Below are 26,064 nucleotides of genomic sequence, written 5' to 3' on the forward strand. Positions count from 1 at the left end.
GATACCAAACTTCGTGCTATTCATTATCTATGCAATGCCGACTTTCGCTCGCATTCAAACTGGCCTTTCCACCCTCACAGCAAACAAATCACAACACGGTTGACCTTAAGGCTTGCTGATCGCGAAATCATCAGCTACGCTCAATCAAGTAACTCTTCGAAAGTAAAAGTTCTACCCAGCATCAATGGCGAATAATAATGATTCAACATAAAGAATCACGACATCCAAGGGATATTATCGATGTTATCGGACTTTGCTTACGTTTCATCTTTTCAATGGACTTATTATGTTGTACACATTATTGGTTTTAATGATTTTCCAGTGTCTTGGTGAGGCGGCAGTGTTTTTATTAAGGTGGAATATCCCTGGGGCAGTGATGGGGATGCTGTTGTTATTTTTTGCCTTGCTCGCATCGCCACGACTGATGAAGAAAATAGAGGAATCTAGTCATCATTTGCTGAAACACATGTCACTCTTTTTTATTCCTGCTGGAGTGGGCATTATGGTTTCCGCAAGCAGTATTGCGCAGCATTGGCTGGCTTTGTTGCTTGCAATCGTGGTTAGTACTTTGCTGACTTTAGCGGTGACTGCTGCGAGTATGCGGGTATTGATGGGACATAAAGGAGATCATGACGGTCCTGTGCAAGACCCAGTTGACCAAGCTACGCCACCCAAACCGGACAGTTAACATGCATGATATCGCCGAACTGAACTTCGTCTGGGGCTATGTCGTGCACTCTCCATTGCTGGGGGTAGCGTTGACCTTAACCGCCTATTTGTGCGGGATGTGGCTATCAGCTCGATTTAATTTCTCTCCCTTAGCTAACCCAGTGGTGATTGCTGTTACGATCGTGATTTTAGTCCTGAGCACAACAGGTGTTTCCTATGCAGATTATTTTTCTGCCGTACAGCCGATTCACCTAATGCTAGGCCCTGTCACGGTCGCATTAGCCATTCCTCTTGCACGTCAATTGCCGCGCTTGCGGCGCAATGTACTTCCATTGAGTGTTGGTCTGATCTTAGGTTCAGTCACCGCGATCGCATCGGCTGTTCTGATAATCATTTGGCTGCACGGTTCCTATGAACTAGCCCTCTCGATCGGGCCAAAATCGGCGACCACACCAATCGCTATGAGTATCGCTGAAAAAATTGGTGGCATCCCCTCGGTCGCTGCTGCAATAGTTATTTTAACTGGGGCGTTCGGCGCTTTAGTTGCGCGTTATTTGTTTAACTGGATGCGCATTAGCTCCCCCGAAATCCGTGGTTTTGCATTGGGGCTGGCGGCACATGGAATTGGTACCGCAAGAGCATTTCAAGTCAGCAAAGAGATTGGCACCTTCGCAGGTTTGGGTATGGGCTTGAACGGTATCCTGACTGCGGTAATTGCACCCACCTTGGTGCCACTAATCGTGAATTACTTCTTTCGTTAAGCGAAGCTATTGTTCGCTTAGTAAGAAAGGTGTGTAGCCTGCCTCGCGAATAGCATCTCCTAACGTTGCAGCATCTTGGATTGACGTTATCGTCAGCAAATGTAGACTCAAGTCGATGGAGATATCTGCTCCCGCATCAACTTCTTTGATAGCGTTGATAACATTTGCTTCACAATGTTTGCAGGTCATGTCTTGAACTTGGAATTGTGGCATGAATAGGCCCTGTATATGTTAAAGCAGGAATTTTAGTACTTTTTTAGCCTAAGAACTGCAAACGATCGTAAGTGCCTTGCGCTCGCACATAAAAATGCCAAATTTTCTTGACCTTCCCGGGATGGGAAGCTGTATCGTGATGCTGACGAGCTTTTCAGTCAGTACCTAACATCTATCAGACAGAGATAAGATCGAGAGAAATATGGATACAAAATTTAGTTTGAAAATAGAAGGAATGACTTGTGCGACTTGTGCAGTGCGTGTGGAAAAAGCGTTGCTAGGTGCGTCCGGTGTAAAAAAAGCGACGGTAAATTTGGCAACTGAAAAAGCGAGTATCGAAACTGTAGTTGGTATTGGTGTAGACACTTTGATCGCCGCTGTGGAGAAAGCCGGCTATCAGGTACCAACGAAAAGCGTGGTGCTCAGCGTTGGGGAGATGAGTTGTGCTTCATGCGTTGGACGTGTTGAAAAGGCCTTAAAGGCAGTGCCCGGTGTTATCGCTGCCAGCGTCAATCTGGCAACTGAAAAAGCGCAGGTAAAAATGCTGATAGATGCGGATGTCGAGCGTCTTTTGGACGCCAGTAAGAAAGCTGGCTATTTGGCGCATGTGGTGAACGATGGCTCTGGCACTTCGCAAACTAAATCAATTCAGGGAAGCGCTCAGGGTTGGAAGCTTGCATGTGCAGTAGCATTGAGTGCGCCCTTATTGGCTCCTATGTTGCTGGCACTCTTTGGAATCGATTTGACTATTCCTGGCTGGTTGCAAATGGTGCTGGCAACGCCCGTACAGTTTTGGTTAGGGGCACGCTTTTATCGTGCCGCCTGGAACGCGGTGCGAGCTGGTAGTGGCAATATGGATCTGCTAGTGGCGATGGGTACTAGTTCAGCTTATGGTTTGTCGGTGTATTTACTGTTGGCACAAAGCGTCCACGTTGCGCACGGCATGAGTCATTTGTACTTTGAGTCTTCTGCCGTGGTTATTACGTTGGTGTTACTAGGTAAGTATTTGGAAGCACGTGCCAAGAATCAGACTGTACAAGCTTTACGCGCTTTAGAATCTTTACGTCCGACGACAGCCTTGGTGCGACGTGCTGGTATCGATATTGAAGTGTCAGTGGTTGAAGTCCGGATGGGCGATATCGTCATCGTGCGTCCAAGCGATCGAGTCGCCGTTGATGCAGAGATTTTAGAAGGCAGTAGTTATCTTGATGAGTCATTGCTCACAGGAGAAAGTCTGCCTGTGAGTAAGCAAGTTGGTGATGTGGTGATCGCGGGCTCAGTGAATGCTGACGGACTATTGCTGGTGAAAGCAAGTGCTATCGGTGGTGCCACCATGCTCTCACAAATTATTCAAATGGTGGAAGATGCGCAAGCGGTTAAAGCGCCGATACAAGCTTTGGTCGATAAAGTCAGTGCTATATTTGTGCCTGTGGTGTTAGTTATTTCCGTGTTGACGTTTGTCGCGTGGGGGGTGTTCACAGGTGACTGGCAGGCTGCTTTGCTTAATGCGGTCGCGGTACAGGTGATCGCCTGTCCATGTGCATTGGGTTTAGCAACGCCTACGGCGATTATGGTTGGTACTGGTGTGGCAGCGAAGTATGGCATTTTGATCAAGGACGCGCAGGCACTAGAGGTCGCCCATCGACTCACAGCGATTGCTTTTGATAAAACCGGAACCTTGACAGAAGGTAAGCCCGCGCTGGCTGAGGTGATTAGCCTTGACTATACAGAAACACAAATGCTTGAATGGGCAGCTGCTGTGCAGCAGTACAGCGAGCATCCTTTAGCGTTAGCGGTGCTGCAGAAAGCGAGGCAAGGTGGTGTGACTTGGTCGCAAGTGAGCGACACCAAAGCCATGCCAGGGCGTGGTGTGCAAGCGAAGCTAAATGATGTCACGATTTATCTAGGTAATTTGCGCTGGATGCAAGAGTTGGGCATCAATACTGCCAATTTAGATGTCGCTGTGCAGCAGCAACAGCAAGCAGGGCGCTCAGTTTCTTGTCTGGCTTTACATCACGATGGACGAAATGAACAAACGCAATTAGCAGGCGTGCTTAGTTTTGGTGACAGTGTGAAAGCAAATGCCCATGCGGCAGTAGTGCGTTTGCAAGCGATGGGTGTTAAAGCGATTATGTTGAGCGGGGATAATTATGGAAGCGCCAATGCAGTTGCTCAGACAGTTGGCATTACCGATGTCAGAGCCGAAGTACTGCCTGCGGATAAAGCAAACGTGGTACGTGAATTGCAGCAAGCAGGCTATCGTGTTGGTATGGTCGGAGATGGTATCAATGATGCACCGGCATTGGCCGCAGCGGATGTAGGTATTGCCATGTCTACGGGCACCGATGTCGCTATGCATACAGCAGGGATCACTTTGATGCGCGGCGATCCTGTTTTGGTGGCGGATGCGATTTCGATTTCACAAAGAACTTATCACAAAATTCGTCAAAATCTAGGTTGGGCTTTTATCTACAATATCATCGGCATACCTCTCGCGGCGCTGGGCTATTTGAATCCCATGATCGCTGGTGCGGCAATGGCTTTTTCTAGTGTGAGTGTGGTGTCAAATGCACTGCTGTTACGTAACTGGAAACCTTGGCACGCGAAGGAGGGTTCGCAGTGAGTGTTGGTGACGTCCTCCGTGTTTCGAGTGTTAGCGCCATGCTGATGCTTTGTTAGGAAAGCATAGGTGTGAATATTTTAAGTATTTCTTTCTTTGAAAGATAAATTTCTACGGGAAGAAAATGCTTTCCTCTATCGATAGCTTAAAGGTAGAAATAGTGTTGCAGATAGGCACAAGGAATGACAAATTTGCGCATTTGTTTTCGTCCTATATGTGCTCAAGCGTAAGATAACCAAGACATCTAACAGATAATGTTTTTAAAACGCTATCCGAATTGCCCTCAATTGCACGACTGGTATCATTATTCTTGTTGTCGAGTTTTCTTATTGCATGTGCCCGCTTGATTTAAGTGGGACTCGCCTTGCATTCTAAATGTAGCCTACTTCGGGGAAAAAGCCATGCTAAAAAATACGATGATTAAGTCAAGGCTCATATTTGTCATTGGTTTTTTGTCCTTGCTCATGATATCAATCGGCGCTTTAGGTCTGTCCAGCTTGGCTACGGTTAATGAGGCCCTGCGAACGGTGTATGAAGACAGGTTAGTTGCAGTTGGTCAGTTAGACAGCGTGATTCGCGGTATTAATCGTAATGAGTTGAGTATTGCAAAAGCGATCTCTGCTGAGCCTGCGCAGATTGCTAAGTTAATGGACGAAATTGATCAAACAAAAAACGAGGTGAATAAGACTTGGGATGAATACTTAGCGACTTATTTGACAGCAGATGAGAAACAACTTGCAGCAAAATTTGTAGCGGCGCGTAAGGTCTTTGTCGAGCAAGGCCTCAATAAGGCACAGGAAGCCTTGCGCTCCCAAGATATTCCCAAGGCGACCGAACTCTTGCATGGAAAAATGGAGCAGCTATACCAAGATGTGCTTGCGCAGATGGCTGAGCTCATTAAATTACAGCTTAGCGTTGGAAAGCAAGAATATGAAGCTTCTCAGGTCAAATACGGTACTGTGCGCATGATGTCGATTGCGATGATCATGCTCGGATTAGGAGCTGGTATTGTGGTAGGTGTTTGGTTAGTCAAGAGTATCTCTGAGCCGCTCAATTATGCAGTCGATATCGCACAAAGTATTGCAAGCGGTGATCTGACCCGTACCGTTGATGTGAATAACAACAATGAAACAGGGCAGTTACTTGCTGCCTTGAAGGAAATGAATAGGAGCCTGGTTAATACCGTATCGGAAGTACGTATCGGCACGGATACAATCGCCACCGCGTCAAGTCAAATTGCAGCAGGTAATCTGGATTTGTCGTCACGCACCGAAGAACAAGCTGCTAGTCTCGAAGAAACCGCCTCGTCGATGGAAGAATTGACCAGCACGGTCAGACAGAATGCAGACAATGCCCGACAAGCCAATCAAATGGTGGTGTCCGCATCGGATCATGCGGTGAAAGGTGGGCAGGTCGTGGCGCAGATGGTCGATACTATGGGCTCGATCAAAGAGAGCTCACGAAAAATTGTGGATATTATCGGAGTGATTGACGGTATTGCGTTTCAAACCAATATTCTGGCATTGAATGCTGCGGTCGAGGCGGCACGCGCTGGTGAGCAGGGGCGTGGTTTTGCAGTAGTTGCATCGGAAGTGCGTAGCTTAGCGCAACGTTCCGCTGCAGCAGCAAAAGAGATCAAAGGCTTGATTGGAGATTCAGTCGAAAAAGTCGATGCGGGTGGGCGTCTTGTTGATGAGACCGGGGATTCTATGAATCAGATTGTTACCGCCGTAAAACAAGTTGCAGATATTATGAGTGAGATCGCCGCAGCGAGTGCCGAGCAAAGTTCAGGGATTGAGCAGGTCAATATTGCGATCACACAGATGGATGAAGTGACTCAACAAAACGCCGCGTTGGTAGAAGAAGCCGCTGCTGCTTCGGCCAGTATGCAAGATCAGGCAGCGAGTCTGGCAAACACGGTGGCGGTCTTTAAATTGGCGCAGGGTGCTCAGGCAAGTTTAAACACGATGCCAGCCAAAGGACAGAGTCAGTTTCTAGGCTTGTTAAATTAAGCAATGAATCTTAAGCCCTGTCAGGTAGTAAGACACATAATAGAGGCAGCTCAAGCCCGAGTTGACAAAACAATGACGGACAGGACTAGGAATAGCTTTAATCGTTTTTGCTGATGGGGTTTCTACGGAGAAGTCATGTTTGCTCACTAGACTCAATTGTGAAGGTGTTCTTTGACTACATACTTTAGCCGTGGAATTTAGCTTAATAGTGGTTGTCATCTCGATTGAGTAAAGTGAGCAAAATTGTTCGATTAATTTGATTGATGCTAGCAATAGTCGTTACACGTCTGCATTATTTTTTCAGACAGGTCGACATAAACTTCTTACGCTCGTCACCTTTCATACCTTTTGCATCGGCATTACATGTTTTCATTTTTTCCTGTTGCGGTGTGCTTTTCTTTTCTTCTGCGACAGCGGGCTTGGCGGATAGGCATTCCTTCATAAATGCTTTTCGTTCATCGCCTTTCTTGCCGGTGGCATCTTTATTACAACTAGTCATTTTGGATTGTTGCGCAGTGGTGGCGTGCACCATCATTACGGGACAGATCAGGGCGAAGGCGAGAACCAGTTTTTTCATGCTGAACTCCAAATTGTGAGGTTGAAAGGGAATTACCAGCTCACTATAGAAGAGAAGCGGCTCGAGCGCAATTTTTCTAAGATAAAAATTGTAAGATAAGGTGACATGAGCCTGAGTTTTTTCGAGACAATCCAAAATTAGATTTCGTGTTTATCTGCAATGAATATCTGTTACCAGGGGAGAAATGCTGAGACTATAAGGTTTTAAGTAAGGCAAAACGCTCCATTAATCGGACACAAAGCTTATGGAACGCCGGCAGCATTTAATAATTGACGATACTCCGATGATGTTCTTATTTCGCGTATAGCATTCCAGATCGCTTCAATCCGGCGCGGATTCTGTGTATAGGTCTCGCGATTGACCGGCAAATACATGGGTAAAGAGATAAAAGCCGCTTCGGCAGACCTGATTTTGCTATTGATACTGGAATCGTATTTGACTACATTTTCGGTTTCTGTGCCTTGCAAAATCGCTATGTCTGCAGCGCCTTTGACGAGTAGTTCCAGCGCTTCATGAATGCTGCGAATCTCCTTGATTTGGAATCCCTTTTTTTGCAATATGGTTCCCACCAGATAGGCGCGTTGCACCAAGATGGCTTGCTGTACGTTGATGAGATTTTCTCCATCCCAATTTGCTTTACTGTCCTTGCGAATGTAGACCTTCGCTTGATCTTCGTTTAACGCTGCGGTTCTATCAGCGGAGCCGTCGGGCATGGTAGGAAATACGCTGAACTGTTGCCGTTCTGGCGCGACTGCTGAACCAATCAAACCATCCTGCACGCCGGTGCGTACCTCTTCGAGACAGCGCTTCCATGGTTTTGCGACTAATTCGAAATTTTCACCTAAACGCCGTTCTACACGCTTGAGTAACTCTAAATTTAAACCACTACCATCGGGCATGGTCCATGGCGTTTGCGGCGCATCTTCAAAACAGAATTTTAAAGGGGTAACGGCAAATGCCTTTTCGCTGTGGAGGCCTAACGCCAGCAAGCTCAACGTCAAAAAAAACGAGGCAATTTTCATGTTGTTGCAAGCTCCTTTTGAACGTATCAATGTCCGCTTTAACCGCTTAACACTATTTGATCATGCATCGCGTGCGCTTTAATTAATCAATTGGCGATATTGACTGCTCGGGACTTCATTGATAATGACATCCTAAATAGTATGCCAACAGCCCCTCGTATCGCAATCATTAAAAGTTAAAGCTGTTCAATTAGTACTAAAAGGTTTGGCGCGGACATGGTCGCAACTTCAATCGTTTTGGACTGCTTAAAAAATTTGAATTAAACATACATTTACTTGTCAACTTTTGTAAAAATCAGTAAACGATTATTGGCAGGCATAGCGATATCCTCCGATAGCTGAAGCAGATTGGCCAGTGCTAACCGTCGCATGTCCGCCAAGTCGCGTATTCCCCGATGTGGCGCAACTAATTTTAGTGAAGCGTCAAATGCCTGATTACTACTGCTGCTGAATTGGCCATCATAGTTGAATGGTCCATAGATGAAGAAGCGACCAGCGCTCTCCAGCGCTTGAGATACACCTTCAAACATTTTTTCTACATCGGTCCATGACATGATGTGACAGGTATTGGCAGTAAAGATGGCATCAAATTTTTGTGCCGGCCATTCGGATAACGCGACATCTAACTCTATCGGCATCAACACATTGCTGGCGCCATCATGCTCAATCCAGGCTCTAATACTGGCGTGATTTTCAAAACGGTCACTGGTTTGCCAGCTTATCTGCGGCAGATGCTGGCTAAAGTAGACCGCGTGTTGCCCAGTACCACTACCAATTTCCAATAGTTTGTTAGCTAAGGAAAGGCGCGGCTTTAGTTGCTCCAGTATAGGATCTCGGTTGCGTTCGCATGCAGGAGAAAATTGCATGTCCGGATTGTTTTGAACTTGGTTCATATGTGCGCCATGTGCTTGGTGAAGATAAGTGCTCTCGGCATAGTAATGCCGCAGCGAAGGTGTTTTGTTTATTCCATTGTAATTGGAATTAGTTTCTTTTCGTCCGCAAGGCAGACAAACGTTAGAACTCATACACCTTATTGGTATTGCAGCTAGAAAAATAAGAATGCTAAGCTCTTTTATTTGCTCTATTTCTGTGCGTATTCCATGTTGTTGGCGATATACCGCAATTTACTGTTGTATCTAAGTGGCCTGAATTGACTTCATTTTTTCTTGGTGTCATGATGATTTCACGTGCTTGCACATGTGCACACCCCATTTCTGTTTTTCACTTCGTGAGATTTTTTGTTTGGAGGTTTTCAATGCAGCACTTTAGTCCAAAAAAGCCAGCTCTTACCGTCGCTATTGCTTCCCTATTTATTGTTCCCTTTACTTCCTTCGCAGTCGTGCAAACCAGTTATGCGCAAGCTGCCGTAAACCAGACAAAATCAGATGAAAAACCGGTCGCCGTGATTGTGACGGGCACACGTATGTCGAATCGCTCGGCAACCGATACGTCGGCACCGATCGACGTGATCTCTGGCGAGTCGCTACAAAACATGGGCGTTAGCGAAATTAACCAAGCCTTATCCGTGGCATTGCCCTCTTTGAACTTTCCACGTCCTGGTTTGACCGATGGTACAGATACAATCCGGCCTGCAACCTTACGTGGTTTAGGCCCGGATCAAACCTTAGTGCTCGTGAATTCGAAGCGACGTCATTCTTCTGCCTTGGTCAACGTCAATGGTACGGTAGGACGTGGTGCTGCTGCAGTGGATTTGAATACCATACCTACCGCGATTGTAAAAAATATTGAGGTGTTGCGTGATGGCGCCTCCGCTCAATATGGCTCAGACGCTTTATCGGGTGTTATTAATTTACGCCTGCGTCAAGATCGTGATGGCGGTGAAGTGACGGCGAGTTATGGTGAACGGATCACAGAATACGATTACATACCAAGTCCAACACCGACCGGTGGCACCTGGACTGCGCCTGGCACTTCACGTAGTCGACATGATGGCAATACTGCTACAGTCAGTTTGTGGAAGGGTTTATCCTTTGGCGAGACGGGCTATGTCACGGTGGCGGCTGAATTTAAAGATCAAAAAAATACAGAACGTGCTGGTTGGGATTTTCGTCAACAATACCCTTTAGTTAACGGTGCATTCGACCCTAGAGAAAAAACAGCGAATCGTTTTAATGCTTGGTATGGAGAACCGAAATTAAATCAATCTACGGTGTTTTTGAACGCCGGTGAAACGATAGGTGATGGCGTTAAGTTATACGCTTGGTCTAGCTATCAAAGACGCGATGCCTTATCTGCTGGGTTCTTCCGCCGCCCTTTGCAAGACCAGAATATTCTTAGCGTATATCCAGATGGTTTCTTGCCCAAGATCGCGCCCCAAGTCGATGATTATAGTGCGACAGGAGGCGTCAGTTGGAGCGCTGGCCTGTGGGATATGGATGCCTCTTTAGGCTATGGTAAAAACAAAATGCAGTTCACGATTAAAGACACAATCAATCGTTCGATTGGTCCTTCCAGTAAAAAGCAATTCTATGCTGGTGGATTCTCTTATGATCAATTGGTATTTAACTTGTCGGCAGTGCGTAGTTTTACTTTGCCAGAGTTAGCCGCACCGCTTAGTTTTGCAACGGGTTTTGAAGCTCGTCGCGAAGGCTATAGTTTGTTCGCAGGTGAGCCAGACTCTTATCGTTTTGGTGGTGAAAAGTTGGCCAGCGGTGCTCCAACGGCGCCCGGCGCACAGGTTTTTCCTGGCTTTACTCCAACGAATGCATCGGATAATAATCGCAGCGCGATAGGGGCATTCATTGATCTTGAAACTAATTTCACGAAGCAGTGGCAAGCGTCGGCGGCTATACGTGCAGAGCACTATTCTGATTTTGGAAGTAATGTAACAGGCAAGTTGGCGACTCGCTATGATTTTAGTAAAGAATTTGGCTTGCGTGGTTCAGTGCAAAATGGTTTCAGAGCGCCATCACCCCAACAACAGTTTTTTACTTCGACTGCGACCAATTTTATTAATGGCGTACCGTTCGAAATCACCACTTTCAAACCGACTGATAAGGCCGCGGTCGCATTAGGTGCGAAGCCTCTGGATGCCGAAAAATCTTTCAATCAATCTCTGGGCGCGGTATTTAGTTTAGGCAAATTAGGGGTGACGGTTGATGCTTATCGCATTCAATTGAGTAATCGTATCGTTCTATCTGAGAATCTGACCGCTGCCAATGTCCGGAATTATTTAACGTCACAAGGTTTCATAGGTGTCGGTGGTGGACGCTTCTTTATCAATGGTGTAGATACGACTACTAAGGGTGTCGATATTGTTTCTAACTGGCCATTGTTGACAGAATCAGCTGGACGATTTGATTTTACTTTGGCTGGTAATTTTACGAAAACTGAAGTGACGAAAGTACCGCAGACCGCGCAGTTGGCTGCGCTGACGCCAGCGCCAGTTTTGTTTGACAGGATAAATGTCTTGTCTTTGGAACGAGGGCAACCACGTAATAAAATCAATGCCAGTGTCGATTGGAAGTTGGGTGATTATGCATCCACCGTGCGTGCGACTCGTTATGGTGAAGTCTTAGACCCAGGAACGACTGCTGCGTTGGATCAGGTGTTGTCACCGAAAACTTTGGTGGATATTGAGTTTCGCTATCAACTCAGTAAAAAATTGAAAGTTGCAGTCGGTGCCGACAATGTATTTGATGTTTACGCCGATCCGCGTCTGCCTGTTTTGAATACCACAGGCGCCACTTCATTTTCTAACTTCTCACCATTTGGACGTTCTGGTCGTTTTGTGTATCTGCGTGTGAGTTACAGCTTGTAATTTTTGAGCGGCTTGTTGAGCCAAATTTAGGGATCGGATTTGTTCGGTGTTTTGTCCGAATCATTTGATCCCTTATTTTATTGTTTTGTCAGTTTGCTGTGTCTGTCTACACTGAGTAGACGGGCGCAAATCCGCCGCCATGGGTACGAAAATTGGTGGTTTGACCTTGATAGAGGCGCGCTGCCAGCCATTGCAATTTCCCAGCGTAAGTGTATGCGCGTAAATCAAATTTCATTTTTTCCTCGATCTCTGTATTCGACAGGTAACGCTCACCGGGAATGATCAAGGTCTGCGCTACGTAACGACCAAGGAGAATTTCTTGCCAGACTCTGGTCGTCAATTTATCACCACGATAAGCGGCGCGACTGCCAAAGCCGGTACAGGGTTTAAAGAAAAACTGACGCCGGTTTTTCCACAAAAAATCAGCCTTTTCTGGGCTTACCATTTCCGTGTGCGGTATGTATTTCAACAATAGATGTTGGACCTCGGATGCTACGCCTAGAGCTTCAAGGTCTTGATGGCTGCTGAAGATAGTAAGATTACTTTTATCTGCATACAAAGCATGGGCTTGTGGATGCGGCGTCATGACGATAGCATCGCTCAAATAAGCTTGGTGTAAGTCTTGGTGCTGAGCTTGTTCTAGATAAAAATCAGTTAGGCGGTTGTAAATCATGTCGATTTCTTTTCTCTGATAACTAACGATACCATTTTCAAAAATCAACTCCTCAGGATTACAAATCACTGCGTCGATACCATGTTTTTTGAACAGATGTTGAAAGAGTAAGAACTCGGGGTAGAGATACTGGGCACTTACATTTTCATCCACTATCGCAATACGCTTTAAATGGGTTGGCTTTCCGCTCAGTTGCCACTCTTGTTGAAACATGGCGATGATTTCGACTTCGAAATGTTCAACTTGCGTGTCTGGCATGAGCGCTTGTTGTACCGCTTCACAACAAGCGCGTTGTGCGCGAGCCAGCATTGCATTTAACATCGCACCGCCAGCATTGGTATTGATTTCTATCAGACCTAGTTCTTCTTGATTGGCATGAAAATCGTAGCCAAAGAAGACACCTTGTACATGCCGGGTATTGTGTCTGGCAATTGCGGGTGCATTTTTTAATATATGGGCGCGATAGCTAGGTAATGCGACGATGCTCTCTATCCCCTGTATCAGTCGTTGAATTTCTGCGACTCGATGTTTATCAATAAAAACCGGATGTGCGGCAAATAGGTGAGGGCAACGTTCTCGTACTAATTGATACACGGTGTCGTCACCGACCTCCTTCCGAAATGCCAATTCCAGAGCTTCTTGATCTAGGCTAATGCAGAAGCAATGCGTGTTTAGTTCGCTGTAATTGTTCTTGAAGTTGTCGCAAGTCTCGGCATTACTTGGTCTATCCGCGGCCGCTTGGTTATTCATTTTCAACTCCTGAAAAAGGCTTCACTGCTCTAATACCATTATTCCAGAATTACCAGAAATAGATGCAACGTCGTAAGTCCCTTAGTTTGGAAAGTAATTGATTGAAAGAACGCAATTAAAGGAATGTATTGAGCTTATTTGAGACCTTCTGATTCAAAAAAAGGTCGTATCAAACCAGTTTCATCGTATGTAAAGTGGTCTCCTATTTTGCATTAGCGTTGGCAATTGCTCTTGATGCAAGTCAAAGAATGGGAACGAACTGTAAAAATTTGTGGAAATTAGTCGAGTCATCATTGCCGCTGATCAGCATCGCTTAAGATGCAGACTTGGCGACTTTTTCGGTCGCGGCTCTAAACATGAAACGAGGGTATCATCGCGAGCAAAATCGCTGAGTGATCGGTAATCCTAGCTTCGCCTTAGTCATTCTATTTATAGGGATTGAGTTGCGCGGATTTGCTCATCGCGAAATGAAAAGAAGGCGCTATGACTCACGATGAGAATTATGATCACATGATTACTCAACTGAATTGTTTTGGCTGATAATTACTGTATCGGTGTCGTTTGTAATGAGCTATAAAATACAAAGTTTATAAGCACTTAAACATCAAAGAAATATGAATACAATGTTGCAACAGGTTTTACTCTTTCAACTTTCAAGAACAAAAGACTTCTATGGCGATTACTATTTATCACAATCCTAAATGCGGCACTTCGCGCAACACGTTGGCACTTATTCGCAATACAGGGGTAGAACCAGAAATTATTGAATATCTTACCGAGGTACCCACGAAATCAAGATTGCAAGAATTAATCGCCGCGATGGCCGTCCCTGTGCGTGACGTAATGCGCCAAAAAGAGAAAATTTATGAGGACCTGCAGTTGGCTGATGCCGAGTGGAGTGACGATGCTTTGATAGATTTTATGCTGCAGCATCCGATTTTGATTAACCGACCTATCGTCGTGACTGATGCCGGTGTGCGTTTATGTAGACCCTCTGAGGTGGTGCTTGAGATCTTAACGTTGCCGCAAAGAGGCGCCTTCAGCAAAGAAGATGGTGAGCAGGTGATTGATGCTACCGGCTTGCGTGTGAAGCCGAAAGCTTAATTCGCAACGCAAATTGGTATTGAACAGTGAGCGCTTTTCAGATCTCTTGATTCTACAGGGCGATATGTGTTGTGCCACATATTCCCCATCATCTCTTGCCAGGATTTCATATAGTCTAAGGATTTTTCTCACTTAAGGTTTCGTGCAGGCGCCCCACATCCATCAACGCGGCTGAACCATACCATTTGTGATATTCGGCTATCATTTCGCCCTTAATGATCACTGGATCGGTAGCCGTTAGTTGTTTCGCTTCCTCAATGTCTTTTACCGCGAATACAAATAATCCACGCCAGCCATCTAGGCCATCAAATGGGCCAGCTAAGACTAATTTTCCTTCCGCTGCAAGTCGCTTCATATTGATAAAATGACCGGCAAACATCTCATCGCGCTCTTTGCCAGTGGCGACTCTATTTGGGCCGGTTTTGAGCACCACTAAGACGTAACTACGCATGCCTCGTTCATCGGCACCCAGGCGCTTTGCGGCCTCAGCATCATACTTTTGGTTGGTCGAAAGTGGGCTAGATTGCGCCATGCATGCTGGGTTGATAAAAGTCAGAGTCGCCAATAATAGACTACTGAACTTCAATAGTGCAGCAAAGTACGAGTATGGTTTTAGATAATACATGGACTGCTCCGGGAGAGTGTGACAGGTTCCTAGAATTAGACTTTTTACTTAATATTACTATAGAACATAGCTTGGCCTGTATAACTCTATTTTGCTTATGTCGCAAAGGATTTATGCTGCCAGGCTAAGTGAATAAGTTGTTCATTAAAAATGTCATTTGTTTAATCTGTCGTATAACTCCGACAGCAATGAGAAAGGCATTCTATATATTTCTTCTTTTCGATTGCACCGCATAGGCATTCGACAAATTAAAGCGCAAAATGATTAAAGTACAGAAGCTTATTTTCGTTTAATCCATATTTCTAGCCGTGATCAAAAGAGCAGTGCTGAGAATATATGCTTGGCGTGATTCTTTGTGCTCAAAATTGATGTCGGATTGAATTGCATACTTCCATCAAGTGACTTCTTATGCGACGCAGCCTACAACCGAACAAGCAAAATAAGCAAAAGCTTCATGGGCTGATGTTAGTACCATTGATGCTTCTGTGCGTGGAGCCTGGCTACGCACGATGTTCTCGCCCTATACAAGTTCCGGTCTCTGCTTATAGCTACACAGTAATCGTAAAAGCGAATAAATTTTCTGGAATTCTTCCTGATGTGCTTAGCGCTATAGAAGCTAAAAGCAACTGTAAATTTGTGTACACCTTGGTACCTAAAAACCGACAAGAAATCCTATTCGAAACGGGACAATCAGATTTGTTGGTAACTGCAGTGAGAACTGTTCGTCGTGATAAGTTTGGCATTTTTTTTCCTTTCGTACAGTTACGCGCAACTTTGATTTCCATGGAGGGGCAATTTCCACCTATGCACAGTGTCAAAGATATTATCGCGCGCAGTGAGATGAAATTGGTGGTGGTACGGGGCTATGATTATGGTCCGGCTTATCTGGCGATAGTTGACGAGATGAACAAGTTGGGACGGGTACTAGTTGAGCCTGATCCTACGTCTGTCGCGAAGTTGATTAAAAGTAATCCAAAGTACGTCACGATTATGGCGCCGACGATTTTCTCTGGCATCATACAATCTGAACCTTTACTAGAAGATCTTGTTGGAAAGGTGCGCTTTGAAAAATTAGAAGAATTGAATTGGACCGATAGTGGCGTCTATTTTTCAAAAATCACTTTGAGTACTAGCGACCGAGCCTACCTAAATGCACAATTTGAAAAGTATGCAAAGACTGATAATATTTGGAAATCCTATCTTAACTATTATCCGCCGGAAGTGATAAAGATAGGGATACGTCCGCGTGAGGTTGGACATTAAAGTTGTGTCGGTATCCTATGACTAATTTCTGATTTTGCCACCAAAAATAGGTGGCATTTTTGTTTCTATTGTGACGTTCACGTAACAGCATAATTTTTGGCATCTTGATCAATATGAACTAAGCTGTGATGTCGTTGTCAATAGAGCTAGGTACAGATATTTTTTCTTTTTTTAGTTTTTCTTTTTTTAGTTTTTCTTTTTTTATTCTGGAGCGTCAAATGCGTCCTGCTTTTCCTCTATTAAGTTTGAGCCTGTTGTTGGCAAGTTCTGATTTGCTGGCACAGGCCAGCACACCAGTCAACGCGACTAAGGAGATTTCAACTCCGAGTGCTGGCGAAAAGAAAGTTGATGCTAAGCCTGAAGTCAAAGCCCAACCGTCGGTGCCGCGAGCGGTTGAAATCGCCGATATGGCTGCTTGGAAAGGTATCAGTGCGGCAGCGATTTCTGCTAATGGACAATGGGGTGCCTGGCGTATCAGTGAGTCAGAAGGCGACGCGAATGTCGTCGTAAAATCGCTCAATGGTAAAGAAGAATATAGTTTTCCAGCAGGGCAGGGTGCGGGTTCTTTAGAATTTTCAGATGATGGTTTATGGCTGGCGTTCACCGCGCACATGAACAAAAAAGAGCAGGATGCGGCAAAAAAAGCTAAAAAGCCAGTGCAAACCAAAGTGACTTTAGTTGATCTGAAGACGGGTAAAGCGACAACGGTCGATAAGGTGCGTAAATTTGCTTTTGCCAATCAACGTGGGGGGTGGATTGCAATGCACAAAGCGATGGCGGATAGTGCTGCACCAGCAGCGCCTGCGCCCGCGGTTCCTGGTGTACCGCCAGTGCCTGCAAAGCCGAAAGGTTCTGATTTACTCTTAAAGAACTTGAAGACCGGTGTTTCGCTTAACTTAGGCAATGTGTCGGAGTTTGAATTTGATCATCAAGGGCGTTTTTTGGCGTACCTTGTAGATGCAACAGATAAAGCCGGTAATGCGGTTGTTGTGCAGACACTCGATAGCGGCGCCAGCCAAGTCTTAGATGAAGGCGATGCCGTCTACGAAAAATTATTGTGGAATGATAAAGGCAATGGCTTTACAGTTTTAAAAGGCATTGAAGACAAGGCCTATCAGGATAAATTGTGGAATGCTCTTGGCTTCCGTCTCGAGTCGAATAATGGTTTCGCGAAAACAATTGTCGATCCCAGCAAACTTAAAGATTTTCCAGCAGACATGACAGTCTCCGGTGACGCACAGCCGCGTTGGAGTAAAGATTTTGCTTGGATTTCGTTCGGCATTAAAGAAGCTAAGAAAAAACCGAAAGAAGAAAAGAAGGAGCCGGAAGCTGACGAAAAAGTGAATCTGGTGTTGTGGCACCATCAGGATAGACGTTTGCCGACTCAGCAAAAAGTGCAACAGGACATGGACAAGAAACGTTCTGCCGCAGCATTGTATCGCGTTGCTGAAGATAAATTTGTGCGCTTGGGTGACGAAAAATTGACCAGTGTCTCCATGCCATTAGCTGGCGATTGGGCGTTGGCGCAAGATGATAGCGAATACCAGCGTCAAGCGAGTATGGATGGTCGCCGGTTTAGTGATGTCTACGCGGTGAATTTAAAAAATGGCGAACGCCGTTTGTTGAATAAACAAGCCAGCTGGACTTTTAGTCTTGCCTACGATGGACGTCATTACTTGCATTATGAAGATGGACATTTTTTTAGCATAGAAATGGCGACCGGCAAGCGTCATAATTTAACGGCGGGCTTGAACGTCAGTTTTGTCAATCTGGAAGATGATCACAACGTGGTGAAACCACCAGTGCAGCCATTTGGTTGGAGTGCTGACAGTCGTTTCGTCTTGTTGAGTGATGGCTGGGATATCTGGAAAATGCCTGCAGACGGAGGCAAAGCGGTGCAGTTGACCAGTGACGGTCAGCGAGATCAAGTGCGTTACCAACGTCGTATGGTGCTCGACCAAGATGAAAAGGGTATTGATCTGAGCAAGCCTCAATATTTTAGTGCTTATGGTGAATGGACTAAGAAAGCAGGTTTTTTACGCCTTGAGCCAAGCGGTAACGCAAAGCGATTGGCATTTGATGATGTTTCCTATCGTCGTTTGTTAAAGGCAGAAAAAGCAGATGTCTTTTTGCTGTCAAAAGAATCCGCAATTGCACCGCCAGATTTGTATGTCAGTGGCGAGCAATTGAGCGATGCGCGCAAGCTCACCGATCTGGTGAATCAGGAGAAAAATTACACCATGGGCAGTGGCGCCATGTTGGTCAATTATATTGGTACGGATGGTAAGAAATTGCAGGGTGCTTTGTTCTTGCCGACCAACTATCAAGCCGGCAAAGCCTATCCAACTATCGTGTATATCTATGAGAAATTGAGTCAAGGCTTAAATAGCTATACGCCACCGGTGGTTGGTGGCGGCGGTTTTAATCGTTCGTATTATACGAGTCATGGTTATGCTGTATTTAATCCCGACATTACTTATCGCTTGAATGATCCAGGTGTCAGTGCAAAAGAAAGTGTTTTACCCGCATTGCAGGCGGCGATCGCGACAGGCGTGGTGGATGCCAAGCGTGTCGGTCTGCAGGGACATAGCTGGGGCGGTTATCAAACTGCTTTCTTAGTGACCCAAACAGACGTGTTTAAAGCGGCTTCTGCCGGCGCTGCATTGACCAATATGATTAGTATGTACAGTCTCGTGTACAAAAATTCGGGCAGCACCAATCAAGCGATTTTTGAGAGTAGCCAAGGGCGCTTTCTCGGTGCCTATAATGATCATTGGGAGGCCTACGTACGTAATAGCCCAGTGTTTTTTGCGAAGAATGTCAAGACACCATTGCTGATGCTGCAAAATGATGTCGATGGAGCAGTAGACTACACACAAGGCGTGGAATATTTCAACACCTTACGTCGAGCTGGTAAAGACGTGATCATGTTGGAGTATCCAGGTGAGAATCATGGTTTGGTGAAAAAGCCAAACCAAAAAGATTATATGCAACGCATGAAAGAGTTTTTTGATTTTCATTTGAAAGATAAAGCTGCGCCTGAATGGTTGAATAAGGGCGTTGCTTGGTTAAAAATGGAAGAACATTTGAAAGAACGCGCTAGCCTGGTGAATCTGCCAGAAGCAAAACTACCGGCGAAAGCTGACGATAAAAAAGCAGCAGATGCTACGGCAGTCGAAACGAAGAAGCCGTGATTGTAATAACTCAGGTTATGTCTATGTTGAGTATGGCCTGAACAAAATACAGAAAAAAGCCACAGATAGCTGTGGCTTTTTTCTAGATTAGTCAAATTACTTCGATTTAGCGGGCGCTTTCTTTGGCAGTATGAATCTAAATCTCGTGCCGTGATTTACTTCACTTTCTATGCTAACGCTACCACCGAAAACTTCAGTGACCAGATTGTAGACAATGTGCAGTCCCAAGCCAGAACCACCTTGTCCCAGTTTGGTAGTAAAGAAGGGATCGAACACTCGTGTTATATGTTCTGGCGGTATTCCCGCCCCATCGTCCTTGAACACAATTTCTATGTCTTTTTCGTTGAGTGCTCTTGCATACAAGTGCATCTGGCCGCTTTCCCTGTTTTCAAAACCGTGACTCACCGCATTATTAATGGAATTGGTTAAGATCTGCGCCAGAGCGCCTGGATAACTCTCCATCTGTATGCCTTCTTCGATATCCAAAGTAAGCTGGTAGTTAGTTCGTTTATAGATGGGTTCCAGCGTGATGAGGACTTCTTCAATATTGGATTTTAAATCGAATCCCCGATATTGATCACTTGATTGGTCGACCGCAACTTGCTTAAAACTAAAAATTAGTTGTGCAGCTCTCTGTAAATTGCGTAGTAGGATATCGGCGCCCTTTTTGCTGTCTTCGACTATCTGTAAAAGGCGCGTTTTGCGCAATTGCCCGTTGTTAATTTCTTCGGCCAAAGTTTGTGTGTAATCGTGAATGGTACTGGCGACCATCAAGGAATTTCCTATAGGCGTATTTAATTCGTGAGAAATGCCCGCGACCAGATAACCTAAGGCGGCCATTTTCTCAGAGCGGAACATTTCGTTTTGCATCACCTTCATGGAAATTAAGGCTTGCTCCAATTCGCGATTGGCAGTTGCAAGGCTATGTGTGCGTTCCGACACTTTTTCTTCCAACTGGGTGTTTAGCGTGCGCAGTTGTGATTCAACGTTTCGTAGGTGCGAAATGTCTAACGGTGAAAAAATTATTAGTTGCTCCGCATTAGATACAAATCGTTTGGATGAGATTTGGCAAATATGTGATTGACCTTGGTTGCCGCATAAACTTACTTCAAATTGTTTTACTACGCCCTGTTCTTGCAATAGCTTGCTGTGTTGAGCGGCATCCGCTGGATTTGTCCAGATGTTCAAATCGTCTAGAGACTTGGACATTGCTTGTTCGACGCTATAGCCCCATTGCCGCAGGAGATAGCCATTGATTGCCAGTATTGATTGATCCTCAAAGCGTAACAATGCAAGTGGCAAAGGTGAGTTCTCGAACAGGTCAGCGAACTTGCTTTCACTTGATCTTAAGTGTGCTTCTGAGGCTAGCAGAGATTGCTCTGAACGATGCAAGCGCAGGAATTGTCGCCACAAGAATAGCGACAGTAATACCAAGAAGAAAATAATAATCGATGAAAAGAAAACCCTATTTTGACTGCGCTCTTGCCACGGACTTAAGATGGTATCTGTATCACGCGCAAACACTGAAATGACAGGGTAGTTCTTGAATTTTCGGTAGGTATATAAGTTAGGTTTGGCTTCCTGATCGTTTAAGAAGTTCTGATCTTCAAACATTCCCTCTTCAGTTGATTTATTGAGGCGCTGTATGATTATCGAATGTGAAAGGTCTTGGCCCACTTGATTGGGAATGGAGGGGAAGCGTACGATAATTACGCCAGCGTTGGTGAAAAGTGCGACGATAGCTTTACTGTCTTGGGCAACGCGTTGGTAGACATTGCTAAAATATGAGACGCTGACATCAGTGCTGATAATGCCAAGGTAATGGCCGTCTTCCGAATACACATTTCGTGCGATTGGGACGACTAATTCTCCATCATAGAAGCGCTGGAAGGCTCGACCCAAAAGCACCTTCTTGTCGTCACGATGTTGAAGCAAATAGGGAATGTAGGTTCTGTCATCAGCATCAGTCTGGTAGGCAGGATAGTCTATAGAGCTGACCCATGCTTTGCCCTCTGGGTTAACAAACTGCAGCGCTTTGAGTACGCGATTGAAGGGCTGAGCTTTGGTTAAAACTTGGCGGATGACTGTGTCGGTGATAGGTTTTTGCTTACCCTCACTTAAAATTGCATTGACCACCGTGTCGAGGTTACGCTCCGCATCGTGTAAGGTTTGGGTCGCATGCTCTTCGAGAAGACGCACCGCCACCAGTCCATGCTGATATTCTGAATCGATAGTCAGTTTTCGATCCTGAATGATGGCCCACCAAGACTGCAAGATAATCGCGGCAATAATTAGACCCGTGAACAGTGTTAACAGTAGGCCGATAGTTTTTAGTGAAAATTTATTTTGCTTCATTGCCATCGCGAGGCATTCTTCTTTATCTGTAAATACCAGTACCTAAACAGAGGTCTAGTCCGGGAACTCGCTCGACGTAGCCTTGTTTTCGCTCAACTTCTTTCGTAATCGGATTCGGCCAGCGGTATCTGGTCCAGCCTTTACCCTCTTTCGACGTAAAGCAGATTTTTACCATGTCAGCAATTAAATAGACACCATCGATGTCACGCATCTCTAGCATAACTTTGCCACGGATTTTAGGATTTTTTCCATGCACTGCTTGATACCCTTTTGAATCGAGGGTGTACAGATAAAGATCTCCATTGGGATTGATCTCACTTTTAACGTTAAAAGGGCTATCTAGTCGATTAAATTCAATAATACTTTTTTCTAAACCATTCTTTTGCAAATAAATTTGTGCTTTTTGTAGAAGTGCGGTGGCGGTACGTGCGTCGCTGCGTTCAATCGCGAAGCTGCTGGCGATATTTGTGCAGATCATAATGACAATTGACACCCCAATAAAAAGATAACGCATAGCCTTCTCCTTAGTCATCATAGCGCGAGCAGTTGTGGATACTTTGCTTAATCTGAAAGAGATGCTTCTCTTCGTTCGCCATTCCTCGTTGGCGGTGAATCATTGTAATGTAAAAAATGCTTACTCCAAAGAAAATGGCCTCGGATTTATTCGAGGCCATTTGCTGTTGTTTTAAAACCTAAATAAGTTCTACTTTTTGTCTTTCTTGGTTTGTTTGGCCCAGTCAAGCATTTCGCTTTCTAAAATTGACAGTGGCACTGAACCAAGGCTTAATAATTTGTCGTGAAATGCGCGCACGTCAAATTGATCGCCGAGAGTTTGTTCTGCTTTTTTGCGTGTGTCGCGGATTTTAAGTTCACCAAGTTTGTAAGCTAGGGCTTGTCCGGGCCATGAGATGTAGCGGTCTACTTCGGTCGTGATTTCATGTTCAGACATAGCGGTATTTTCACGCATGAATTGTTGTGCTTGTTCGCGAGTCCATCCTTTAGCATGCATGCCTGTATCAACCACCAAGCGAGTTGCGCGCCACATTTCATACACCAGACGACCAAAGTGATGATAATGATTTTCGTAGAAACCCATTTCTACACCCAAGTGTTCCGCATACAGTCCCCAGCCTTCACCAAATGCAGAGATATACGAATTGCGTCGAAACTCGGGTTGTTCTGCTTGTTCACCGGCCAATGCGATTTGCAGATGATGTCCAGGAACCGCCTCATGTAAGGTGAGTGCTGGCAAAGCCCACATAGGTCGCTGATCAAGTAATGAGGTATTTACCCAATAGTTGGATGGACGATTTGCATCACCGCTTCCGGCATAGCGTCCGGCGGTATATGTGGGGGCGATGTCAGCTGGCACAGGCTGAATGCCATAAGGCTTACGTGGGAGTCGGCCGAAATAACGTATCAAAAGGCCATCGGCTTTCTTCGCCCAATAAGCGGCTTCAGCCAATAGTTCATGCGGCGTTTTTGCATAGAATTGCGGATCAGTACGTAAAAAACGCAAGAAGGCAGGAAAGTCACCATTGAATTTTAGGTCGGCGATTATCTTGTGCATTTCGTTGCGAATACGAGCAACTTCGGACAGACCTATCGCATGGATTTCTTCAGGGCTAGTGTCTAGAGTGGTGTATTCCAATATCTGTGCGCGGTAGAACGCTTTGCCATTGGGTAAATCATATGCCGCGATGGTTTTACGTGCGTTCGGCATGTAATCGTTGCGAATGAAAGATAAGAGATTTTGGTAAGCCGGAATAACTTTCTCAACGATTATTTTTTTTGCTCGCGTCTGTAAATCTTGTTGTTGTGCCTTGTTGATACTAGCCGGTAATTGGCTAAATGCTTTGTAGAAAACACTTTGTTCTATATCGCTTACGACATGTCTTTGTATGCTGGCATCACGTCCTGTTAATACGACTTGGGGCATGGTCATGCCACGTTCTATACCTAATTTCATCAGGGCGATTTTTTGATCGAAATTGCGTGGAATGCTGGCGAGTTGCTTTAAGTATAGTTCACAGGCTTTGAGATTGGCGCAACGCGTTGCTTCAGCTGCTCCCGCAGTACCTGCCCAAAACTGGCTATCTGAATTAAAAGTAAGCAGATGCGCATTCAAGTTGATGGCATTGATGCGATTGGTGAGCTGATCAGAAAAAATTCTCAGATTAATTTTCGATTCATTTGACAAGGAATTCGCTTGGATATTGTGTGCTTCATCGGCAAAGGTGCGCCAAATTTTTAATCGCTTTTGTTCCGCAGCATCACTGTAATCAGCGATCGTGATCTCATCTTCATCATCAGCCTGACGACGACCTGGAAATTCCTTGTTGCGGTAAGCAGCCTCTTTTTGGTAAAGGTTTTTGAATGCTTTTTCGGCTTTCTCTTGCTCAGCTTGAAATTTGCTGTTTATTTGGGTGCTTGCGGTTGGACTTTTAACTTGATTTGTCTGATGTGCACTCGTTGTCGCGTGTACATTAATGCTGCCTAGCAATGTGACCAGCGCGAGAGTAATGGGTCGATGGGGAAATAGTTGCTTGCGTTGTGAGTGCGGTGATTTTCTTCCTGCGCGTTGCATAAATGTCTCCCTAAGGTTGTAAAGTTTTATATGTGAACTTAAATATACTATAGATATACGTGAGCGTCCCTTTGAAATATCTTCAGGGTAAATCGGGATTTTTTTATTTTCTCTTATTCGCTTCCATTTATTGTATGAAAAAGCTTTTCAACGTTAATGTTGTCAATGGGGCATGGAGAGAATTAGGTCTGTGACTCGATCTTGAGAAGAGAAGTTCATTGTTGCTTGTGTGAGCCATGATTTAGTCAAATATTGAACTTCGGTGATATTTCTTAGACAGCTTGGTGTTCGCTTGTTAAACTGAAAATTATATAAATCGAATACGAGCACATAGCATGACGACCCTAGCTTCATATACCGCCCACTTTTGGTCTAGCGCAGAGTTAGGGGCCAATACCATTATTTTTCTCAACCTCACAGGCGCGATGTTATTGGGTTTTGTGGTTGGATATGAACGTTCTTATCATGGGCGCGCTGCTGGCATGCGAACTTATGGCCTGGTTTGCATGGCGTCGGCAGCTTTGGTGGTAATTGCTGGTTATCCTGATTTTTGGTTTGGCGCACGCTCGCTAGCTCCGGTGGCACTAGATCCTTCCCGAACCATACAAGGCATTGTTACCGGTATAGGATTTCTGGGGGCAGGTGTGATCATGAAGGAAGGCTTTAGTATTAGCGGTCTAACCACTGCAGCATCTTTATGGGCGTCTTCTGCCATTGGAATCTTGGTAGGTGTTGGCTTTTACGCTGCAGCAATACTACTGGCTTTTCTTTCTGCTGCGTGCATGATTTGGGTGTACAAGTTGGAAACTTGGTTGCCAGCACGGCAAGCAATTTCGATCGTGATGCAATTTAGAGAAGGCTTTATCGCCAACGAAGTGGCGATACGTAAGTTGGCGATAGAGCGCGGTTATGAAGTTGCTGGCGGAACGATCATCATCTCATTAAAAGAGGGGAAAACAGAATGGCGTTTTGTTGCGGTGGCATTAAACAGAAAGTCAGCCAACTCGATTAGTGCGCTTTCTGAGGAAATGAGTAAATTCGAAGGATTGGTTTCTTATCAACTCGCACATGCGCGAAATTAGATTTTTTCTAATGTTTTTCGGCACAAAATCATTCCGTATTTTCAAAACTTAGAAAAAAACGCGGGCAGTCTTAAAAAGCTATTGACAGCTAAAACAAACATCTCCATAATTCGGGGTTCCCTGGGAGGGGTGGCCGAGTGGTTAAAGGCGACAGACTGTAAATCTGTTCTCTCTGAGTACGCTGGTTCGAATCCAGCCCCCTCCACCAGGCAGAATTTGTGGCTGAAGTTGTTTCGAATCAGTTTCGTACGCGGGTGTAGCTCAATGGTAGAGCCGAAGCCTTCCAAGCTTAAGACGAGGGTTCGATTCCCTTCACCCGCTCCAAGTTTAAAGTTTTGTCTCTGCATGTGTGTTGTGCAAAGAGCTGCCCTTGTAGCTCAGTGGTAGAGCACTCCCTTGGTAAGGGAGAGGCCACGTGTTCAATCCACGTCAAGGGCACCAGTGTAGTTTTAAATCATCGTCTTCGCATTGTTATTATCAGGCGTGTGCTTGGTAGCTTAAGAAGATCTCTCACAATCGTTAGGAGTCTAAAATGGCAAAAGGTAAGTTCGAACGCACCAAGCCGCACGTTAACGTCGGTACAATTGGTCACGTGGATCACGGTAAAACGACATTGACAGCAGCGATTGCGACAGTATTGTCTAAGAAATTTGGCGGCGAAGCTAAAGCATACGATCAGATCGATGCAGCTCCAGAAGAAAAAGCACGCGGTATTACAATTAATACAGCGCACGTAGAATACGAAACAGCAGGTCGTCACTATGCTCACGTTGACT

Annotated in this window: 19 protein-coding genes and 3 tRNA genes; 13 read left to right on the forward strand and 9 right to left on the reverse strand. The window is 45.3% G+C overall.

Annotated features, from left to right (window positions below; all coding sequences use genetic code 11):
* The first annotated feature begins 286 nt into the window (after positions 1 to 286).
* Positions 287 to 688, forward strand: coding sequence for a CidA/LrgA family protein (locus ACO0KZ_RS15025; RefSeq protein WP_422996586.1), 402 nt, complete (start codon positions 287 to 289; stop codon positions 686 to 688).
* 1 nt (position 689) lies between these two features.
* The gene (locus tag ACO0KZ_RS15030) at positions 690 to 1,430 is read left to right on the forward strand and encodes an LrgB family protein (protein WP_422996588.1); all 741 of its coding nucleotides are present in this window, start codon (positions 690 to 692) and stop codon (positions 1,428 to 1,430) included.
* A 6-nt stretch (positions 1,431 to 1,436) separates the two neighbouring features.
* Here ACO0KZ_RS15030 and ACO0KZ_RS15035 read toward each other — a convergent pair whose 3' ends face one another.
* Positions 1,437 to 1,643 (reverse strand): heavy-metal-associated domain-containing protein, encoded by a 207-nt coding sequence (locus ACO0KZ_RS15035; protein WP_422996590.1) that lies wholly within the window; start codon positions 1,641 to 1,643, stop codon positions 1,437 to 1,439.
* 202 nt (positions 1,644 to 1,845) lie between these two features.
* Between ACO0KZ_RS15035 and ACO0KZ_RS15040 the strand changes: the two genes are divergently transcribed.
* Positions 1,846 to 4,266, forward strand: a complete 2,421-nt coding sequence (locus ACO0KZ_RS15040; protein ID WP_422996592.1) for a heavy metal translocating P-type ATPase — start codon at positions 1,846 to 1,848, stop codon at positions 4,264 to 4,266.
* A gap of 398 nt (positions 4,267 to 4,664) precedes the next feature.
* Positions 4,665 to 6,275 (forward strand): methyl-accepting chemotaxis protein, encoded by a 1,611-nt coding sequence (locus ACO0KZ_RS15045; protein ID WP_422996594.1) that lies wholly within the window; start codon positions 4,665 to 4,667, stop codon positions 6,273 to 6,275.
* Between the two features lie 292 nt (positions 6,276 to 6,567).
* Here ACO0KZ_RS15045 and ACO0KZ_RS15050 read toward each other — a convergent pair whose 3' ends face one another.
* The 3 genes from ACO0KZ_RS15050 to ACO0KZ_RS15060 all read right to left on the reverse strand — a co-directional run bounded on the left by ACO0KZ_RS15050 (position 6,568) and on the right by ACO0KZ_RS15060 (position 8,767).
* Complete coding sequence (locus ACO0KZ_RS15050) at positions 6,568 to 6,852, reverse strand: PsiF family protein (protein WP_422996596.1); 285 nt, start codon at positions 6,850 to 6,852, stop codon at positions 6,568 to 6,570.
* Positions 6,853 to 7,094: 242 nt separating this feature from the next.
* Positions 7,095 to 7,874 carry a transporter substrate-binding domain-containing protein gene (locus tag ACO0KZ_RS15055; protein ID WP_422996598.1) on the reverse strand — a complete coding sequence of 260 codons (780 nt, stop codon included), beginning with the start codon at positions 7,872 to 7,874 and terminating at the stop codon, positions 7,095 to 7,097.
* Positions 7,875 to 8,146: 272 nt separating this feature from the next.
* Positions 8,147 to 8,767 (reverse strand): DUF938 domain-containing protein, encoded by a 621-nt coding sequence (locus ACO0KZ_RS15060; RefSeq protein ID WP_422996600.1) that lies wholly within the window; start codon positions 8,765 to 8,767, stop codon positions 8,147 to 8,149.
* Between the two features lie 362 nt (positions 8,768 to 9,129).
* Between ACO0KZ_RS15060 and ACO0KZ_RS15065 the strand changes: the two genes are divergently transcribed.
* On the forward strand, positions 9,130 to 11,655 hold the full coding sequence (locus tag ACO0KZ_RS15065; RefSeq protein ID WP_422996602.1) for a TonB-dependent receptor plug domain-containing protein: 2,526 nt from the start codon (positions 9,130 to 9,132) through the stop codon (positions 11,653 to 11,655).
* Positions 11,656 to 11,761: 106 nt separating this feature from the next.
* On the opposite strand, the gene ACO0KZ_RS15070 is transcribed toward ACO0KZ_RS15065, so the two are convergent.
* On the reverse strand, positions 11,762 to 13,078 hold the full coding sequence (locus tag ACO0KZ_RS15070) for a hypothetical protein (RefSeq protein ID WP_422996604.1): 1,317 nt from the start codon (positions 13,076 to 13,078) through the stop codon (positions 11,762 to 11,764).
* Positions 13,079 to 13,750: 672 nt separating this feature from the next.
* Here ACO0KZ_RS15070 and arsC point away from each other — a divergent pair.
* Complete coding sequence (arsC, locus tag ACO0KZ_RS15075) at positions 13,751 to 14,182, forward strand: arsenate reductase (glutaredoxin) (protein ID WP_422996606.1); 432 nt, start codon at positions 13,751 to 13,753, stop codon at positions 14,180 to 14,182.
* A gap of 115 nt (positions 14,183 to 14,297) precedes the next feature.
* Here arsC and ACO0KZ_RS15080 read toward each other — a convergent pair whose 3' ends face one another.
* Positions 14,298 to 14,807, reverse strand: coding sequence for a YciI family protein (locus ACO0KZ_RS15080; protein ID WP_422996608.1), 510 nt, complete (start codon positions 14,805 to 14,807; stop codon positions 14,298 to 14,300).
* A gap of 408 nt (positions 14,808 to 15,215) precedes the next feature.
* Here ACO0KZ_RS15080 and ACO0KZ_RS15085 point away from each other — a divergent pair, with 408 nt between their 5' ends.
* Both ACO0KZ_RS15085 and ACO0KZ_RS15090 read left to right on the forward strand, forming a co-directional pair.
* Complete coding sequence (locus ACO0KZ_RS15085; RefSeq protein ID WP_422996610.1) at positions 15,216 to 16,070, forward strand: hypothetical protein; 855 nt, start codon at positions 15,216 to 15,218, stop codon at positions 16,068 to 16,070.
* Positions 16,071 to 16,288: 218 nt separating this feature from the next.
* Complete coding sequence (locus tag ACO0KZ_RS15090; protein WP_422996612.1) at positions 16,289 to 19,264, forward strand: S9 family peptidase; 2,976 nt, start codon at positions 16,289 to 16,291, stop codon at positions 19,262 to 19,264.
* Positions 19,265 to 19,360: 96 nt separating this feature from the next.
* On the opposite strand, the gene ACO0KZ_RS15095 is transcribed toward ACO0KZ_RS15090, so the two are convergent.
* From ACO0KZ_RS15095 to ACO0KZ_RS15105, 3 genes are all read right to left on the reverse strand, one after another.
* Positions 19,361 to 21,625: an ATP-binding protein gene (locus ACO0KZ_RS15095; RefSeq protein ID WP_422996614.1), complete on the reverse strand. Its 2,265-nt coding sequence runs from the start codon at positions 21,623 to 21,625 to the stop codon at positions 19,361 to 19,363.
* Between the two features lie 16 nt (positions 21,626 to 21,641).
* Complete coding sequence (locus ACO0KZ_RS15100) at positions 21,642 to 22,133, reverse strand: cache domain-containing protein (protein ID WP_422996616.1); 492 nt, start codon at positions 22,131 to 22,133, stop codon at positions 21,642 to 21,644.
* A 189-nt stretch (positions 22,134 to 22,322) separates the two neighbouring features.
* Positions 22,323 to 24,206: a DUF885 domain-containing protein gene (locus ACO0KZ_RS15105; RefSeq protein ID WP_422996618.1), complete on the reverse strand. Its 1,884-nt coding sequence runs from the start codon at positions 24,204 to 24,206 to the stop codon at positions 22,323 to 22,325.
* Between the two features lie 335 nt (positions 24,207 to 24,541).
* Here ACO0KZ_RS15105 and ACO0KZ_RS15110 point away from each other — a divergent pair, with 335 nt between their 5' ends.
* The 5 genes from ACO0KZ_RS15110 to ACO0KZ_RS15130 form a co-directional block, all read left to right on the forward strand.
* On the forward strand, positions 24,542 to 25,288 hold the full coding sequence (locus tag ACO0KZ_RS15110; RefSeq protein ID WP_422996620.1) for an MgtC/SapB family protein: 747 nt from the start codon (positions 24,542 to 24,544) through the stop codon (positions 25,286 to 25,288).
* Positions 25,289 to 25,411: 123 nt separating this feature from the next.
* Positions 25,412 to 25,496, forward strand: a tRNA-Tyr gene (locus ACO0KZ_RS15115).
* Positions 25,497 to 25,538: 42 nt separating this feature from the next.
* Positions 25,539 to 25,612, forward strand: a tRNA-Gly gene (locus ACO0KZ_RS15120).
* A 42-nt stretch (positions 25,613 to 25,654) separates the two neighbouring features.
* Positions 25,655 to 25,729 (forward strand) — tRNA-Thr (locus tag ACO0KZ_RS15125).
* 91 nt (positions 25,730 to 25,820) lie between these two features.
* The coding region (locus ACO0KZ_RS15130; protein ID WP_422996622.1) for a GTP-binding protein at positions 25,821 to 26,064 on the forward strand (244 nt) is incomplete at its 3' end.

The organism is Undibacterium sp. Di24W, assembly GCF_049340325.1.
Classification (GTDB): Bacteria; Pseudomonadota; Gammaproteobacteria; order Burkholderiales; family Burkholderiaceae_D; genus Undibacterium.